Here is a 16,683-nt window from a genome sequence, read left to right as displayed (position 1 = left end):
AAAACCGGTTCATTTACCCTGTGTTGATCATGAGAGTGTTGTTCAGAACTGTTCATTGTCAACCCCCGAGCTGTTCAGTTGTTCAGTCAGATTGTTCACTCTCGAACATCACTTTTAGCCCATTTCCTTGCGCATCAAGCACTTGCCGTTTTGGCACGAAACTCGCTCTGACACCTGGCCAGATTCATTCCAATAATAAAAAGGTCGTGTCATGTCATTGACCCTGGAACATGTCTCCCGCGTTGTCGAAGGCCAGACCTGGATCGACGACGCCAACCTGCGTTTCGAAGCCGGTTCCTTCAACGTCTTGCTCGGCCGCACGCTGTCCGGCAAGACCAGCCTGATGCGTCTGATGGCCGGGCTGGACAAGCCCGACAGCGGCCGCATCCTGATGAACGGCGTGGATGTCACGCAAAAGCCGGTGCGCCTGCGCAACGTGTCGATGGTCTATCAGCAGTTCATCAACTACCCGACCATGACCGTGTTCGAGAACATCGCCTCGCCGTTGCGCCAGGCCGGGGTGTCCAACGAGCTGATCCAGAGCAAGGTGCTGGAAACCGCGAAGATGCTGCGCATCGAGAAATTCCTCCAGCGCCACCCGTTGGAACTCTCCGGCGGCCAGCAGCAACGCACGGCCATGGCGCGTGCGCTGGTCAAGGATGCCGAACTGATCCTGTTCGACGAGCCGCTGGTGAACCTGGACTACAAACTGCGCGAAGAGCTGCGTCAGGAAATGCGCGAGCTGTTCGCCGCGCGCCACACCATCGCCATCTACGCCACCACCGAACCCAACGAAGCCCTGGCCCTCGGTGGCACCACCACCATCCTGCACGAAGGCCGGGTGATTCAGAGCGGCAAGGCGGCCGAGGTCTATCACCAGCCGCAGACGGTGCTGGCCGCCGAGCTGTTTTCCGAGCCGCCGATCAACCTGATGCCGGGGCGCATCAGCGGTAACGAAGTGAGCTTCGCCAATTTCGTGCATTTCCCGCTGAACGTCGACCTGCGCCCCATCGGCGAAGGCGAATTCCGTTTCGGCGTACGCCCCAGCCACATCAGCCTGGTGCCCAGCAACGACGACGATTTGGAGCTGGCGGTGACGGTGGAAGTCGCCGAGATCAGCGGTTCGGAAACCTTCCTGCATGTGCGCAGCGAACACTTCCTGCTGGTGCTGCACCTGCCGGGCGTGCACGAGTATGACGTCGACGCGCCGATCCGCGTGTATATCCCCACCCATAAACTGTTTGTGTTCGATGGCCAGGGCCGTTTGGTCCAGGCCCCCGGGCGCCGCGTCGTGAGGGTTGCCTGATGGCCGAGATCCATTTGCAGAACCTGGCGCATAGCTATAGCCCTACGCCGAGCGGCCCCGAGGACTACGCCATTCGGGAAATGAACCACGTGTGGGAGCAGGGCGGAGCCTACGCCTTGCTCGGGCCGTCGGGCTGCGGCAAGTCGACGTTGCTCAACATCATCTCCGGCCTGCTCAGCCCGTCCGAAGGCCAGGTGTTGTTTGACAGCAAAGTGGTCAACGACCTGACCCCGGAAAAACGCAACATCGCCCAGGTGTTCCAGTTCCCGGTGGTGTACGACACCATGACGGTGTTCGACAACCTGGCGTTCCCGCTGCGTAACCAGGGCATGGCCGAGGCGAAAATTCACAGCAAGGTGCAGGAAATCGCCGAGGTCCTCGACCTGCAAAATCTGCTGAGCAAAAAAGCCCGCAACCTCACCGCCGACGAAAAGCAGAAAGTCTCCATGGGCCGCGGCCTGGTGCGTGACGACGTGTCGGCGATCCTGTTCGATGAACCGCTGACGGTGATCGACCCGCACCTCAAGTGGAAACTGCGGCGCAAACTCAAGCAGATCCACGAGCAGTTCAACATCACCATGGTCTACGTGACCCACGATCAGTTGGAAGCCTCGACCTTCGCCGACAAGATCGCGGTGATGTACGGCGGCCAGATCGTGCAGTTCGGCACTCCCCGTGACCTGTTCGAACGGCCAAGCCACACCTTTGTCGGGTATTTCATCGGCAGCCCTGGGATGAATCTGATCGACGTGCAGGCCGAGGCGGGTGGGGTGCGGTTTGCCGGCACCCACCTGCCATTGTCCGAGGCCCTGCAGCAACGCCTGGCCAAAACCGATTACAAGAGATTGCAGGTCGGCATCCGCCCGGAATTCATCCATGTGTGGGACGAGTACAACCCTGACGCCCTGCAGGCCGACGTCTCTCATCTCGAAGACCTCGGCACCTACAAAATCATGACCCTCAACCTCGACGGCGCGCTGCTCAAGGTGCGCCTGGCCGAAGACAAACCCGTGCCTGAAGGCAAGGCCTCCATCAGCTTTCCCGCGCAGTGGCTGATGGTGTACGCCGACGACTACCTGCTGGAGGTGCTGCCATGAACAAGGTGCAGAACAACAAGGCCTGGTGGCTGGTATTGCTGGTGTTCCTGCTGGTGGCGTTCAGTGCGGTGATCCCGATGATGACCGTGGTCAACTACTCGGTGCAGGACATCTTTGACCAGTCCAGCCGCTACTTCGTTGGCGCCGACTGGTACAAGCAGGTGCTGCTTGACCCACGTCTGCATGACTCACTGCTGCGCCAGTTCATCTACTCGGCCTGCGTGTTGCTGATCGAAATCCCGCTGGGCATCGCCATCGCCCTGACCATGCCGACCAAGGGTCGCTGGTCGTCGCTGGTGCTGATCATCCTCGCCATTCCGCTGCTGATTCCGTGGAACGTGGTGGGCACCATCTGGCAGATATTCGGCCGCGCCGATATCGGCTTGCTGGGTTACAGCCTCAATGCCCTGGGCATCAGCTACAACTACGCAGCCAACACCATGGATGCCTGGGTCACCGTGCTGGTGATGGATGTGTGGCACTGGACGTCCCTGGTGGCGCTGCTGTGCTACTCGGGCCTACGGGCGATTCCGGATGTGTACTACCAGGCTGCGCGGATTGATCGTGCCTCAGCGTGGGCGGTGTTCCGACATATCCAGTTGCCGAAGATGAAAAGCGTGCTGCTGATCGCGGTGATGCTGAGGTTCATGGACAGCTTCATGATCTACACCGAACCCTTCGTCCTCACGGGCGGCGGGCCGGGTAACGCCACTACGTTCTTGAGTCAGACCCTGACCCAGATGGCCGTAGGCCAATTCGACCTGGGTCCGGCCGCGGCGTTTTCCCTGGTGTACTTCCTGATCATCCTGTTGGTGTCCTGGCTGTTCTACACCGCCATGACCCACTCCGACGCCAACCGCTGAGGCCGCCAACATGAGCAAGCGCAAGCTAATTCCGTTGCTGATCTACATCCTGTTCCTGCTGGTGCCGATCTACTGGCTGCTGAACATGTCCTTCAAGAGCAACACCGAAATCCTCGGCGGGCTGACGTTGTTTCCGCAGGATTTCACCCTGGCCAACTACAAGGTGATCTTCACCGACCCGAGCTGGTACACCGGTTACCTCAACTCGCTGTACTACGTGAGCCTGAACACGGTGATCTCCCTGAGCGTGGCGCTGCCGGCGGCCTATGCGTTTTCACGCTACCGTTTCCTCGGCGACAAGCACCTGTTCTTCTGGCTGCTGACCAACCGCATGGCGCCACCGGCGGTGTTTCTGCTGCCGTTCTTCCAGCTGTATTCGTCCATCGGCCTGTTCGACACGCACATCGCCGTGGCCCTGGCGCACTGCCTGTTCAACGTGCCGTTGGCGGTGTGGATCCTGGAGGGGTTCATGTCCGGCGTGCCCAAGGAAATCGACGAAACCGCCTACATCGACGGCTACTCGTTTCCTAAGTTTTTCGTGAAGATTTTTATCCCGTTGATCGGCTCCGGCATCGGTGTGACTGCGTTTTTCTGCTTCATGTTCTCTTGGGTCGAACTGCTGCTGGCGCGCACCCTGACCTCGGTCAACGCCAAGCCCATCGCGGCGGTGATGACGCGCACGGTCTCGGCGTCGGGTATCGATTGGGGCGTGCTGGCGGCGGCGGGGGTGTTGACTATCCTTCCCGGCATGCTGGTGATCTGGTTTGTTCGCAACCACGTGGCCAAGGGCTTTGCCCTGGGCCGGGTCTGAGGAGTCGATGATGGAATGGATGGCCTGGACCACCCCCACCGCGCTGTTCTTTGGCGGCATAGCCCTGATTCTGGCGGGCATGACCACCTGGGAGCTGCGTTCGCCGAGCATCCCGCGGCGCGGTTTGTTACCGATCAGCACCACCCGTGGTGATCGTTTGTTTATCGGTCTTCTCGGCAGCGCCTACCTGCATTTGCTGGTCATCGGCGTTACCGACTGGAGCATCTGGGTGGCGTCCGCGCTCTCCCTGGTATGGCTGTTGAGTGTGATGCGTTGGGGCTAATGCCCTTATGAATAAACAACCAGGAGGTCTCTATGTTGAATAAAAACAATAAGCTGCGACATAGCATTTCATTGGCCGCCGTACTGGCCCTCAGCGGTTTGAGCGCTTCGGCGTGGGCCGATGCGTATGAAGATGCCGCAAAAAAATGGATCGGCAGCGAGTTCAAACCGTCCACCCTCACGGCTGACCAGCAGCTCGAGGAACTCAAGTGGTTTATCAAGGCCGCCGAACCGTTTCGTGGGATGAAGATCAACGTGGTGTCGGAAACCCTCACCACCCACGAGTACGAATCCAAGGTGCTGGCCAAGGCCTTCAGTGAAATCACCGGGATCAAGCTGACCCACGACCTGCTGCAGGAAGGCGATGTGGTGGAGAAGCTGCAAACCCAGATGCAGTCCGACAAAAATATCTATGACGGCTGGGTCAACGACTCGGACCTGATCGGTACACACTTTCGCTACGGCAAGACCGAATCCATCACCGACCTGATGGCCAATGAAGGCAAGGCCTTCACCTCGCCGACCCTGGATATCAAGGACTTCATCGGCATCTCCTTCACCACCGCGCCGGACGGCAAGATCTACCAACTGCCCGACCAGCAGTTCGCCAACCTCTACTGGTTCCGCGCAGACTGGTTCGAGCGCCCGGAGCTGAAAGCCAAGTTCAAAGAAAAGTACGGCTATGACCTCGGCGTGCCGGTGAACTGGTCGGCTTATGAAGACATTGCCAAGTTCTTCAGCGAAGACGTCAAGGAGATCGACGGCAAGCGTATCTATGGGCACATGGACTACGGCAAGAAAGACCCGTCCCTGGGCTGGCGCTTCACCGATGCATGGTTCTCCATGGCCGGTGGCGGCGACAAGGGCCTGCCCAATGGTTTGCCGGTGGACGAGTGGGGCATTCGTGTGGAGGACTGTCACCCGGTGGGCTCCAGCGTGACCCGTGGCGGCGACACCAACGGCCCGGCCGCCGTGTTCGCCACCCAGAAATACGTGGATTGGATGAAAGCCTACGCGCCACCGGAAGCGGCAGGCATGACCTTCTCCGAATCCGGCCCGGTGCCGTCCCAAGGCAACATCGCCCAGCAGATCTTCTGGTACACCGCGTTTACCGCCGACATGACCAAGCCGGGCCTGCCGGTGGTAAACGCCGACGGCACGCCGAAATGGCGCATGGCCCCGTCGCCGGTCGGGCCTTATTGGGAAAAAGGCATGAAGAAGGGCTATCAGGACGTGGGTTCCTGGACCTTCCTCAAATCCACCCCAGAGAAACAGAAACTCGCGGCCTGGCTCTACGCGCAGTTCGTGACCTCGAAAACCGTCTCGTTGAAGAAAACCATCGTCGGCCTGACGCCGATTCGTGAGTCGGACATCAACTCCCAGGCCATGACCGACCTGGCGCCGAAACTCGGTGGTTTGGTGGAGTTCTATCGCAGCCCGGCCCGAGTGGAATGGACCCCGACCGGCACCAACGTGCCGGACTACCCACGCCTGGCGCAACTGTGGTGGAGCAACATCGCCGCTGCAGCGAGCGGCGAGAAAACCCCACAACAAGCGTTGGATAACCTGGCCAAGGAGCAGGACGCGATCATGACGCGCCTGGAACGCTCCAAGGTGCAACCGGTCTGCGGCCCGAAAATGAACCCCGAGCGTGATGCGCAATACTGGTTCGACCAACCGGGCGCACCGAAACCGAAACTGGCGAATGAAAAGCCGAAAGGCGAAACCGTGAGCTACAACGACTTGCTTAAGCAGTGGGAGGCTGCACGTAAATAAACCCAACAGGGTGCACGCTGTACCTGTGGCAGCTTGCTCCCGTTGGCCTGCGTAGCAGTCCCAGTCTTTTTAAACAAAGCGCTGGGGCCGCTTCGCGACCCAACGGGAGCAAGCTCCCTCGCCACGTTTTACGGTGTTTTCACTGCCAGAATCTGCGGCGCCGCCTTCCTCGCCATCTTCGCCATCCGCAACAGCGCGCCTAAGGAGTAGTCGGTATCACGCCGCCTGCGGCTGAATCTGCAACTCACCGTCCACGTCCTTGACCAAGCCACTGGCCAAAAACAGCGGTGTCAGGCGTTTATGTAATTGCGGCTCGACAAATTCCTTCACCGTATCCAGCGCCAGCACACCGCTCAGCGGCAGCTCGGCCTTGGTGTACGACAACCAGGCTTTCTTCAACACTTGCAACACATCACTGCCCGCCGTGGTGGCGAAGCGGCGCTGGGTGGGCTTGCCGTCGAAGGTGAAGCTGTGTTGAAACGCATAGCCGCTTTCATCGCCGTTACCGGTGGTGCAGCGGATGCAGGTACACGGGCCATCGCCGAATGCGCTGCGCAGGTAGGTGTTGAAGTCCACCACGGGCTTGAGTGACAGGCGTTTATCAACCTCGAACAGGTCCCCGGTCATTTTTTCGTCAGTGTTCAACGTCCATTTCCTCGCTGGTTCGGCAGTTTTTCAAAGCGCGGCACAATAGCAGCCGGGCGCTTGTTTGTGGGCCATTTGCATAACAATAGATCCCGATATTCTTTTCCAGTCTTAAAAAACGTCGCTAGGCTCCATCACCTTCTTAAAACGCGGCAGACTCCCATGACTTTCAAGCGTTCTTCCCTGACCCTGATGGCGGCTGCGACAGCCTTGATCAGTATCGGCGCACAGGCCGAAGGCAAGATCAGCATCGCCCAGCAATTCGGTATCGGCTACCTGATCCTCGATGTGGTGCGCGACCAGCACCTGATCGAAAAGCACGGCAAGGAGCAGGGCCTGGACATCCAGGTGGAGTGGAACAGCATTTCCGGCGCCACCGCAATGAACGAATCACTGCTGGCCGGCGCGCTCGACGTAGTCTCCGCCGGTGTGCCGCCGATGCTGACGCTGTGGGACCGCACCAAGGGCAAGCAGAACGTCAAGGCCATCGCCTCCCTGGGCTCGATGCCCAACTACCTGTTGACCAACAATCCCAACGTCAAGACGCTCAAGGACTTCAGCGAAAAAGACCGTATCGCCGTGCCCGCCGCCGGTGTGGGTTTCCAGTCGCGCACTTTGCAGATCGAGACCGCCAAGCAGTTCGGCGATGCCCATTACAAGAAGTTCGACGACATCTCCATCAGCCTGGCGCACCCCGACGCGACCGCCGCCTTGATTGCCGGTGGCTCGGAGATCAACGCGCACTTCTCCAGCCCGCCGTTCCAGTACCAGGAATTGCTCAATCCGAATGTGCACAAGGTGTTGAGTTCCTACGACATCCTCGGTGGCCAGGCGACGTTCAACGTGCTGTACACCACGCAGAAATTCCACGAGGAGAACCCCAAGACCTACAAAGCGTTCTATGACGCGCTGGCTGAAGCCGAGAAGATCATCAAGGCCGACAAGCCCGCCGCCGCCAAGGCGTATATCCGCGTAGAGCAATCGAAGCTGCCATTGGACCTGGTGGAGAAGATCGTCCAGGACCCGGAGATCGACTTCACCATCGTGCCGCAGCGTACCTACATCTACGCCGAGAAATTGCAGGAACTGGGGGTGTTGAAAAACAAAGCGGCGAGTTGGAAGGATTACTTCTTCGAAGAGGCGCATGGCGGCAACGGCAGCTGAGGTTGCCTGGTTAAAGTGAGGGCTCAGTAAGCGGTCGTTCTGCTTGGACGCCTGGCCGCGCCGCGATAGAAGGTCAGAATCGCCAGCAGTTGAACGGTGACGGCCACCATCACCACGGCAACGATCGCCTCTTCCGGGTCGGCAAGGGCAGCGCGTACAAGGCCGAAGCAGGCAGGTGCGAAAGCGTAGATTGCCTGGCTGAGGGCAACCATCAGCGCAATGACCTTCGCGGTATTCTCGTGGCTGAACTCGGTCTGCGCGATTAGCGGTGGGAGCGATGTGGCATTGCCGATCCCGGAACCGATCAGTACGACGGCTATCCAGGCGGCCGCAGGGTGCAAATGCAGGCCAAGCAACATCAAGGTGCCCAGCAACTGAACCCCATAAGCCAGACAAGCCAAATGGCGACGATTGATGTCTTGGGTCATCCAGTGCGCGACGATGTATCGCCCGCCCATGGCGCTGGCGGTGGCCAAGCCCATGGCGAATGAGGCAGGGCGGGCGCCCAGGTATACGACCAGGATCGAATACAGATGGGCGATCAACCCAATCTGTGCAAACAGACCAAGGGACATGCCGGCGGCCAGCGTGCGGAATTGTGCCGATCGGAATGTCTGCGCGGTCGTCCAAGGGATGGCGGGGGCATGGAGCGGCGGTGCGGGCGGCGCGGCGAGATTGTCAGGTTGCTGTCCCACGCTCTGCGGCGTTTTGCCAAACACCCACAAAGCAAACCCGGCAGTCAGCGTAATGGTTGCCAGGGTGATTACCAGGGCCGCGATGGCAAAGCCGAACCGCTCGATCAACAGTACCCACAGCGGTGAGAAGATCACGCCACCCAGGCTGGCACCGTTGTAGGCCTTGCCCAGCGCCTTCGGCCTCCCTTTGATGTACCAGGGCGCGATCAGCGTGTTGACGGCCGCAGCGCCCAAGGTCACCCAGCCGATACCCGAGCACATGGCGCCGAAATACAAAGCCCACAGCGCGTCGGCTTGAGCCCAGATATTGACCCCGATGCCCAGGATCAGGCTCCCCAGCCAAGTAACCGCGGGCACACCCCAACGCCCGTACAGCCACGGCAGATTGGCGATGACCAGGGTGCCGCTGAGAAAATGCAGTGTCACCGCCGCTGAAACCTGGGTAATCGGCCACCCGGTGCGATCCATGACGGCCTGCATATAAATCGGCGGGCCGTAGAACCCGACGCCCCAACCAATGATTGCCAGCACGAACGTACACCTGAGTACGGTCTGGCCAAAAAAACGTGTGTTATTCATCGGCATCTCTCCTGGGTTGGCGTGTAGAGTATTCTGCCGATATCGCTGTCACTTCGAGGAGCATCGAACAATGGATGTTGAGTCATCCGAATGGGTGGCTGACGCGAACGCTTGATTCGCGCGCGCTGACAGTGACTGCCAAAGGGCGCAGGCGCTTGGCCAACGTTTTTGATATCCAGTGCGGTGACCGCGGCCAACGCCCTGTACGGGGATGATCAGCGGAAAAACTCACCGGGTGTGGCCTCGAACTGTTGCCGAAACGCATTGATAAACGCCGACGTCGATTCATACCCACACCCCAGCGCCACGTCCGTCACCCGCTCGCCTTGCTCCAGGGCGGGCAGGGCGCTCAACAACCGCAGGCGCTGGCGCCAGGCACGAAAGGTCAGCCCGGTATCACTCAAGAACAACCGACTGAGTGTCTTCTCACTCACCCCCAGCTTCTGACTCCATTGCCCCAACGTGGTCTGCTGCTCCGGGTGCAGGTTCAGGCTGCGATAGATCTGCCGCAAGCGCGGGTCCAGGGGCAACGGCAACATCAAGTCGATTTGCGCCGCCGCCGCCAACTGATCCAGCAGCACCTGGGCCAAGCGTCCATCCGGACCGTCCTCGGCATATGCCACCGGCACTGCGCTGAAGCTGCGGATCAACTCGCGCAGCAAACTGCTCACCTCCAACACATGGCAGCGCTGCGTCGCCCATGTGGTGACGCTGCAATCCAGGTACAGGCTGCGCATTTCGGTATGCGGCGAACTGAACACCCGGTGCGGCACACCCGCCGGAATCCACACCGCGCGCTGGGGCGGCGCGACGAAGCGGCCGACGCTGGTCTGGATCTCCAGCACCCCGGAAATCGCGTAGGACAATTGCACCCACGGGTGGCTGTGCCGGCGGGTCAGCGCACGATTAGGCAAGGATTCAGTGCGTCCATACACCGGTCGTGGCAGGCTGGAAAGCCCGGGCACGCTGCGGCGGACGGTCTTGTCATGTCCTTTAGGCGGCATTTGTTGGCTCATTGGCGTTAGTCGGTAACAGGTCGTTACGTTAGAGTCGCGATGACGCTCTTGGCAACCCCCGGAAGATCCTGCTTATGACTCGCCCCCGTTTTCTGCCCGACAACTTCACCCTCACGCTGATCGCCACGGTGATCCTCGCCTCCCTGCTGCCCGCCAGCGGCCAGACCGCCGTGGCGTTCGGCTGGGTGACCAACCTGGCCATCGCGCTGCTGTTTTTCCTGCACGGCGCCAAGCTGTCGCGCCAGGCTATCGTCGCCGGCGCCGGCCACTGGCGCCTGCACCTGCTGGTGTTCAGCCTGACCTTTGTGCTCTTCCCGCTGCTGGGCCTGGCGCTCAAGCCGGTGTTGTCGCCGCTGATCGGCAAAGACCTGTACATGGGCATGCTTTACCTCTGCGCCTTGCCGGCCACGGTGCAATCGGCGATTGCCTTCACGTCGCTGGCGCGGGGCAATATCCCGGCGGCGATTTGCAGTGCGGCGGCGTCCAGCCTGTTCGGCATCTTCCTCACGCCACTGCTGGTGACCCTGCTGCTCAACGTGCACGGCGAGGGTGGCTCGACCGTCGACGCGATCCTGAAAATCAGCGTGCAACTGCTGCTGCCGTTCATCGCCGGGCAGATCGCCCGCCGTTGGATCGGCGAGTGGGTGGGGCGCAATAAATCCTGGCTGAAGTTCGTTGACCAAGGCTCGATCCTGCTGGTGGTGTACGGCGCGTTCAGCGAGGCGGTCAACGAAGGCATCTGGCACCAGATCCCGTTGTGGGAACTCGGCGGCCTGGTGGTCGCGTGCTGCGTGTTGCTGGCCTTGGTGCTGGTGGCCTCCACGGTGCTGGGCAAGGCGTTTGGTTTTAACCAGGAAGACCGCATCACCATTTTGTTCTGCGGTTCGAAGAAGAGCCTGGCCACCGGTGTGCCGATGGCCCAGGTGCTGTTCGCCGGGGCGACCATGGGGGTGCTGATCCTGCCATTGATGCTGTTTCACCAGATCCAGTTGATGGTCTGCGCGGCGTTGGCCCAGCGTTATGCCAAGCGACCGGAGAGCATTCCAGAGCTGATGGGGCAGGTGGATCCTTGATCAATGTCACAGCCGTTACCAAATAACCTCAAGTAAATGCTCGGCCAGACGACTTAGTGGGTAAGCGCCCAGTCAGGAGTGTCGCCATGAGCAGTAAAGGTATTTCGATGTTTACCAGCCTGCTGTGCCTATGGGCGGGAGTAAGCGATGCGGCGCAAACCGTGGGGCAGGGCACGATTGAATTCAGGGGCAGTATTGTTGAGCCGGGGTGTGCGACAAATGCGCGCAGCGGCTCCGTCGTGGAGTTGAAAGGCTGCGCCCAGGCCAACCGCGGCAGTCGCCTGGAGGTGCGCGAGATGGCGCCGGTCGCCAGTGTCAACGCAGCCCATGTGCGGCTGGTGGCGGACAGCGTCAGCGGGCGTTACTACGACCAGCAGTATGTGCTGGTGGATGGCGCCGGTAAGCGGGTTCAGTCGGGTAACTACGTGATCACGCTGACGGTGCTTTGAGCCCTCGGGCGACGATCCGCATCAACAGCGGGGCCAGAAACCTATAGAATACTCGGCGGCGGCGCTGGTCCCGGGTGGCCGCTTGATCACCGCCCCCGCGTCATCACCGCCAGAGTACCGCGCCGTTCAATGAGCATTTCAGCCGCAACGCCCCAAGCCAATTGGCAACCGGTCATCGCTCTCGCGTTGGCCGCGTTTGTATTCAACACCACTGAATTCGTGCCCGTCGGGCTGCTCAGCGCCATCGGCGCCAGCTTCGACATGCCGGTGTCCAGCGTCGGGCTGATGCTCACCATCTACGCCTGGATCGTGTCCCTGACCTCGTTGCCGGTGATGCTGCTGACCCGTAACGTCGAACGGCGCAAGCTGCTGATCGTGTTGTTCTGCATGTTTATCGTCAGTCACATCCTCTCCAGCGTCGCCACCAGCTTCGGGCTGCTGATGGTCAGCCGTATCGGCATTGCCTTGTCCCACGCCTTGTTCTGGTCAATCACCGCGTCCCTGGCGGTACGCCTGGCGCCGGAAGGCAAGCAGGTGCAAGCCCTCGGCCTGTTGGCCACCGGCACCTCGCTGGCGATGGTCCTGGGTATTCCGCTCGGCCGCCTGCTGGGCGAAGCCATGGGCTGGCGCACCACCTTCCTGGTCATCGGCGCCTTTGCCGCCGCACTGGTGTTCTGGCTGGCGCGCACCTTGCCGCTGTTGCCGAGCCAGAACTCCGGTTCCCTGCGCAGCCTGCCGCTGCTGTTCAAGCGCCCGGCGCTGGTGGCGTTGTATGTGCTCACCGCCATGACCGTCACCGCGCAATTCACCGCCTACAGCTACATCGAACCCTTCGTCGAGGGCGTGGCCGGCATGAGCGGCAGCGCCGTGACCCTGATCCTGCTGGTGTTCGGCGGCGCAGGCATCATCGGCTCGTTGCTGTTCAGCCTGGTGCACCGCTTCAACCCCCACCTGTTCGTGGTCGGCGCCGTGTTTATCCTGGCCGCGTGCCTGGCGCTGATGCTGCCGTTGAGCGGCGCCGAGTCGTACCTGGTGACCTTGAGCATTTTCTGGGGCATGGCAATCATGGGCTTCGGCCTGGCCATGCAATCCAAGGTGCTGGTGCTGGCGCCGGATGCCACCGACGTGGCCATGGCGATGTTCTCCGGCATCTACAACATCGGCATCGGCGGCGGCGCCCTGATGGGAAGCTGGGTCGGCAGCCAGTTCGGCTTCGCCTGGATCGGCGCAGCGGGCGGTTTGCTGGCAGCGGTGGCGTTGATTGGGTATTGCCTGGCGATCAGGAAATTTGGCCAGGGCGTTGTAAACGGTTGATACAGGATAAGTCTTACACAACATTTTGATACCCATTGCTACCGTCGCCCGCGACCGCCCACTTCCCGTGGCGACGGCACTTGAACAGCAATGGAGTCGATTGTGCAAAAGCGTTTGACCGCAGAGTTTATCGGTACGTTCTGGCTGACGTTCGGCGGCTGTGGCAGCGCCATCTTGGCCGCTGCATTCCCGGGTTTGGGTATTGGTTTTGTCGGTGTTTCGCTGGCGTTTGGTCTCACTGTCCTGACCATGGCCTATGCGGTAGGCGGTATTTCCGGTGGGCATTTCAACCCGGCAGTGACCATTGGCCTGTGGGCGGGAGGGCGCATTGACGGCGCAGAGGTGTTGCCGTACATCGCGGCGCAGGTCTGCGGCGCAATAGTGGCCGCAGCGGCGTTGTACTTGATCGCCAACGGGCAGCCTGACTTCGCGGTGGGTGGTTTCGCCGCCAACGGTTACGGCCCATTGAGCCCTGGGCTCTTCGACGTGAAGGCCGCGTTGCTGGCCGAGCTGATCGCCACGTTTTTCTTCGTATTCATCATCATGCGCGTGACCGCACCGGGCGCGGTGCCGGGCTTTGCACCGATCGCCATCGGCCTGGCGCTGACCTTGATCCACTTGGTGCTGATCCCGGTGACCAATACGTCGGTGAACCCCGCTCGTAGCACCGGGCCGGCGTTGTTTGCCGGTGGGGAGTACATTGCGCAGCTTTGGATGTTCTGGCTGGCGCCGGTGGTGGGTGGGGTGATGGGCGCCTGGGCGGCGCGGTCGTTGGGTGACGGCGACAAACCAACGCCCGCCTGACGATCATCGGCGGGCGCTCGGGATAGACCGGGGCAGGGCGGGGCCTACAGTGCCGCGAGGACCGCCTCGAGTTTTTCCTGGTCGCGGGCAAACTGGCGAATGCCTTCAGCCAGTTTTTCGGTGGCCATCGCGTCTTCATTGGAACCCCAGCGAAACTGCGCTTCGGTGAGGGTCTGGCGCGACTCGCCGGCCGCCCCCGGATTCAATTGACGTTCCAGCAGGCCCTGGTCTTCATCGAGCTTTTGCAGCAGCTCGGGGCTGATGGTCAGGCGATCGCAGCCCGCCAGTTGCTCGATCTGGCTGAGGGTGCGGAAGCTGGCGCCCATGACCACGGTCTTGATGGCGTTGGCTTTGTAGTAGTTGTAGATCCGCGTCACGGACTGCACGCCTGGGTCTTCGGCGCCGGTGTAATCCAGGCCGGTGTTCTTGCGGTACCAGTCATAGATGCGGCCTACGAACGGCGAAATCAGGAACACCCCGGCGTCGGCGCAGGCGGCGGCCTGGACGAACGAAAACAGCAGGGTCAGGTTGGTCTGGATGCCGGCCTTTTCCAGGCGTTCGGCGGTGCGGATGCCTTCCCAGGTGGAGGCCAGTTTGATCAGCACGCGGTCGCGGCCGACGCCGGCCTGGTCGTACAACGCGATCAACTGGTTGGCCTTGGCCCACAGCGCGTCTTCGTCGAAGGACAGCCGCGCATCGACTTCGGTGGAGATGCGCCCCGGAATCACTTTAAGAATGCCGCAGCCCACCGACACCGCAAAGCGATCACAGGCCAGGTCCACATCACCCTTGGACAGGCTCACCGCACTGCGCAGCAGCTCGGCGTAATCCGGGATGGCGGCGGCCTTGAGCAGCAGGGACGGGTTGGTGGTGGCATCCACCGGGCGCAGGCGGCTGATGGCTTCCAGGTCGCCGGTGTCGCAGACCACGGTGGTGAATTGCTTGAGTTGTTCGAGCTTGGACGTCATGAGCGGCGGTCTCCAAAAAAGTTATTGGTTAAGGGCCTGTGCGGTGTCCAGGTCGGTGATCAGGATGTCCAGGTAGCCGCCCGTGAGCGCGCCACGAATGGCCTGGACCTTGTTCAACCCACCGGCCAGGCCAAGCACACGGTGGATGGCGCGCAGCTTGGGCAGCGCCACTGACACGACGAATTCTTCATCTTCCTCCAGCACCGGTTTGCCCTGGGCATCGAAGTAGCGCAGGCAGATATCGCCCACCGCGCCGCGTTCGGCGAGCAGGCGCAGCATGTCCTCGGTGTAGTAGTTGCCGCTGTTGCGCAGCAGTTGCGAGGGCTCCAGGTCGCCGATGCCGACAATCGCCAGGGTGATACTGTCAAAGCGCTGCAGCACTTCCTTGACCTCTTCCATCTGCACGATGCGCTGCTTGCTCTGCACCGATTGCTCGATGCTCTGCGACGGCAGCAAAAACGCCGGGCAGTTGAGCAGGGTCGCCAGGCGTTGGGTGAGCAAGGTGGCTTCAAACGCACCCTTGTGGCCGACGCCGCCCAACAGTTGTACCACCTCCTGGGCGGCCTGTTTGCCGGGTTGCGCATGCAAGTGGCCAACCATGGCGCGAATGGTGCTGCTCCATGACGAAATACCGATATGGTCCTGGGGCGACAGGCTGGTTTCCAGGTAGTGGGCGGCAGCCGAACCGATGGCCTGCTTGATGCTCTCGTCATTGCCGGGCTCGGTGGCTTCCACCACGATCACCCGGCGCACGCCGTAGCGGCGCTGCAATTGGGTTTCCAGTTCCAGGTGCAGGCCTTGCAGGCGCATCACCGTGATCTTCACCACGCCTTCCTGCAGCGCCCGGCGCAGGGCACGGCTGATAAAGGATTGGGACAGGTCCAGTTGCGCGGAAATCTCGGACTGCTTGAGCCCTTCTTCGTAATAGAGGCTCGCGATCTTAGTGATCAGGCGCTGTTCTTCGATCTGGCTCATGAAGGCCTCAGGGCTCTTTATAGTAAAAGGCATGACACAATGGCCGTGAGGATACCAAACCCTTACGACATGATCAGGCCGCCGTCGATATTGATCGCCTGGCCGGTCAGGTACGCCGCATCGTCCGAGGCGAGAAACGCCACCAATCCCGCCACATCCGAGGGTTTGCCGGCGCGACGCAGAGGAATGTTCTTGACCCATTCGGCCATCAATTCACCCTTGCCGTAGCGTTTCTCGTCGGTGCTGAGGATCTCGCCCCATACCCGGTCGTTGTAGTCCCACATCTCGCTTTCGATGATGCCGGGGCAGAACGCATTCACCGTGATGTTATGCCGCGCCAGCTCCAGCGCCAGGCTCTGGGTGATGCCGATCACGCCCATTTTGCTCGCGGCGTAGTGCGGCGTGTAGATGAACCCCTGGCGGCCCTGGCCGGAGGAGGTATTGATCAGCCGCCCACTGCCTTGCTTGACCATGTACTTGGCCGCCTCCCGGCAGCCGAGCCAGACGCCGGTGGTGTTGACCTGCAGCACCTTGTCGAAATCGGCGCGGGGCATCTTGTCGTAGTGGTCGATGGTGATGATGCCGGCGTTCTGCACCGACACGTCGATGCTGCCAAAGCGCGCGTGACCTTCGCGGTAGAGCTTTTCGATGTCGTCTTCACGGGTGACGTCGATGGCCAGGGCGAGGGTGTCTACCTTGTATTCCTGGGCCAGTTGGTCGGCAGTGAAGGTCACGCGCTCCAGGTCATTGGAGGCCAGGACCAGGTTGGCGCCTTCCTGGGCGAAGCGCTCGGCAATGCCGGCGCCGATGCCCCGGCAGGCGCCGGTGATCACCACAGTTTTACCGCTGAATCGTTGCGACATGAC

General features: G+C 61.1%; 17 protein-coding genes. 11 read left to right on the top strand and 6 right to left on the bottom strand.

Annotation, left to right across the window (positions count from 1 at the left end):
* Positions 1–211: 211 nt before the first annotated feature.
* Genes ACI512_RS22625 through ACI512_RS22600 form a run of 6 tightly spaced genes read left to right on the top strand, consistent with a single transcriptional unit; the run spans position 212 to position 6,135 of the window.
* Positions 212–1,306, top strand: coding sequence for an ABC transporter ATP-binding protein (locus ACI512_RS22625; protein WP_236382759.1), 1,095 nt, complete (start codon positions 212–214; stop codon positions 1,304–1,306).
* Positions 1,306–2,403, top strand: a complete 1,098-nt coding sequence (locus ACI512_RS22620; RefSeq protein ID WP_236382744.1) for an ABC transporter ATP-binding protein — start codon at positions 1,306–1,308, stop codon at positions 2,401–2,403. Before ACI512_RS22625 ends, ACI512_RS22620 begins: the two co-directional genes overlap by 1 nt.
* Positions 2,400–3,266, top strand: a complete 867-nt coding sequence (locus ACI512_RS22615; RefSeq protein WP_405121351.1) for a carbohydrate ABC transporter permease — start codon at positions 2,400–2,402, stop codon at positions 3,264–3,266. The genes ACI512_RS22620 and ACI512_RS22615 overlap by 4 nt, the downstream gene beginning before the upstream one ends.
* Before the next feature lie 10 nt (positions 3,267–3,276).
* The gene (locus tag ACI512_RS22610) at positions 3,277–4,077 is read left to right on the top strand and encodes a carbohydrate ABC transporter permease (RefSeq protein ID WP_003232361.1); all 801 of its coding nucleotides are present in this window, start codon (positions 3,277–3,279) and stop codon (positions 4,075–4,077) included.
* A 10-nt stretch (positions 4,078–4,087) separates the two neighbouring features.
* Positions 4,088–4,360, top strand: a complete 273-nt coding sequence (locus ACI512_RS22605; RefSeq protein WP_014718862.1) for a DUF2160 domain-containing protein — start codon at positions 4,088–4,090, stop codon at positions 4,358–4,360.
* Between the two features lie 32 nt (positions 4,361–4,392).
* Complete coding sequence (locus ACI512_RS22600; protein ID WP_012724882.1) at positions 4,393–6,135, top strand: ABC transporter substrate-binding protein; 1,743 nt, start codon at positions 4,393–4,395, stop codon at positions 6,133–6,135.
* A gap of 216 nt (positions 6,136–6,351) precedes the next feature.
* Here the strand turns inward: ACI512_RS22600 and ACI512_RS22595 are convergent, their stop codons facing one another.
* The gene (locus ACI512_RS22595; RefSeq protein WP_012724881.1) at positions 6,352–6,780 is read right to left on the bottom strand and encodes a hypothetical protein; all 429 of its coding nucleotides are present in this window, start codon (positions 6,778–6,780) and stop codon (positions 6,352–6,354) included.
* A gap of 162 nt (positions 6,781–6,942) precedes the next feature.
* On the opposite strand from ACI512_RS22595, the gene ACI512_RS22590 reads away from it, so the two are divergent.
* Complete coding sequence (locus ACI512_RS22590) at positions 6,943–7,944, top strand: ABC transporter substrate-binding protein (RefSeq protein WP_236382738.1); 1,002 nt, start codon at positions 6,943–6,945, stop codon at positions 7,942–7,944.
* Between the two features lie 23 nt (positions 7,945–7,967).
* On the opposite strand, the gene ACI512_RS22585 is transcribed toward ACI512_RS22590, so the two are convergent.
* A complete protein-coding gene (locus ACI512_RS22585; protein WP_405121350.1) occupies positions 7,968–9,218 on the bottom strand; it encodes an MFS transporter in 1,251 nt (416 codons plus the stop codon).
* A 215-nt stretch (positions 9,219–9,433) separates the two neighbouring features.
* A complete protein-coding gene (locus tag ACI512_RS22580; protein ID WP_046034649.1) occupies positions 9,434–10,222 on the bottom strand; it encodes a helix-turn-helix domain-containing protein in 789 nt (262 codons plus the stop codon).
* 86 nt (positions 10,223–10,308) lie between these two features.
* Between ACI512_RS22580 and ACI512_RS22575 the strand changes: the two genes are divergently transcribed.
* The 4 genes from ACI512_RS22575 (at position 10,309) to aqpZ (ending at position 13,874) form a co-directional block, all read left to right on the top strand.
* A complete protein-coding gene (locus tag ACI512_RS22575) occupies positions 10,309–11,307 on the top strand; it encodes a bile acid:sodium symporter family protein (protein ID WP_012724877.1) in 999 nt (332 codons plus the stop codon).
* Positions 11,308–11,393: 86 nt separating this feature from the next.
* On the top strand, positions 11,394–11,756 hold the full coding sequence (locus tag ACI512_RS22570; protein ID WP_093541595.1) for a hypothetical protein: 363 nt from the start codon (positions 11,394–11,396) through the stop codon (positions 11,754–11,756).
* A gap of 129 nt (positions 11,757–11,885) precedes the next feature.
* A complete protein-coding gene (locus ACI512_RS22565; protein ID WP_012724875.1) occupies positions 11,886–13,070 on the top strand; it encodes a sugar transporter in 1,185 nt (394 codons plus the stop codon).
* A 90-nt stretch (positions 13,071–13,160) separates the two neighbouring features.
* On the top strand, positions 13,161–13,874 hold the full coding sequence (gene aqpZ / locus ACI512_RS22560; RefSeq protein WP_236383745.1) for an aquaporin Z: 714 nt from the start codon (positions 13,161–13,163) through the stop codon (positions 13,872–13,874).
* A 44-nt stretch (positions 13,875–13,918) separates the two neighbouring features.
* Here aqpZ and tal read toward each other — a convergent pair whose 3' ends face one another.
* From tal to ACI512_RS22545, 3 genes are all read right to left on the bottom strand, one after another.
* Positions 13,919–14,842, bottom strand: a complete 924-nt coding sequence (gene tal / locus ACI512_RS22555; protein ID WP_231809557.1) for a transaldolase — start codon at positions 14,840–14,842, stop codon at positions 13,919–13,921.
* Positions 14,843–14,863: 21 nt separating this feature from the next.
* Complete coding sequence (locus ACI512_RS22550) at positions 14,864–15,817, bottom strand: sugar-binding transcriptional regulator (RefSeq protein ID WP_012724872.1); 954 nt, start codon at positions 15,815–15,817, stop codon at positions 14,864–14,866.
* A 62-nt stretch (positions 15,818–15,879) separates the two neighbouring features.
* Positions 15,880–16,680: a glucose 1-dehydrogenase gene (locus ACI512_RS22545; protein ID WP_102060161.1), complete on the bottom strand. Its 801-nt coding sequence runs from the start codon at positions 16,678–16,680 to the stop codon at positions 15,880–15,882.
* Between the last annotated feature and the right edge of the window lie 3 nt (positions 16,681–16,683).

The organism is Pseudomonas petroselini (assembly GCF_045037875.1).
Taxonomy (GTDB): Bacteria; Pseudomonadota; Gammaproteobacteria; order Pseudomonadales; family Pseudomonadaceae; genus Aquipseudomonas; species Aquipseudomonas petroselini.
This window is presented reverse-complemented; position numbering and strand designations above follow the sequence as displayed.